Source organism: Aeromonas sp. EERV15 (assembly GCF_900079845.1).
Classification (GTDB): Bacteria; Pseudomonadota; Gammaproteobacteria; order Enterobacterales; family Aeromonadaceae; genus Aeromonas; species Aeromonas sobria.
Genome location: NZ_FKKY02000169.1, coordinates 1 through 438 on the forward strand (window position 1 = coordinate 1; position 438 = coordinate 438).

The window sequence follows — 438 nt, forward strand, 5'->3', positions numbered from 1 at the left end:
ACTTTCTCTGCTCAGGCTTCTTTCTAAGGAATGCCCCGCGGTATGCATTGTCGTTAATGCCTTCAAAAACGAGCGTGCTTTCTGCCTTGTAGCTGCCGTTTTTATCTATTTGGGCTTTGGTAGTTATCTTCAGCATATTATTTTCAGCCGGCTCTACTGGTGATTCCAGCAGGGTTTCCCCGTAAGGTGCTGCAACAATATAGCTGCAGTCGTTGAGGTAGGAGGGCATCAGCCGCTGAGTGCTTTCATCTGTCGAATCCATCAGCTTGTATGTTCCGTCTTCATTGCGGACGCATGTTATAGCGTGATTGAAATACGGCTGGGGAACTTCCTTATCCTTTTTCGGGCCGCTGTGAATCAGCACGGGATAGCTCTCGAAGCCTGCAAGCCTCAGCATAGCCACCAGCAGGGCGGCTTTATCCCTGCACACTCCGTGCC

General features: G+C 50.5%; 1 protein-coding gene. It reads right to left on the reverse strand.

All coding sequences use genetic code 11. The features are described from left to right. Nucleotides 1–438, reverse strand: a 438-nt coding sequence (locus BN4575_RS22250) for a hypothetical protein (RefSeq protein ID WP_218060823.1), incomplete at both ends; no start/stop codon positions are given.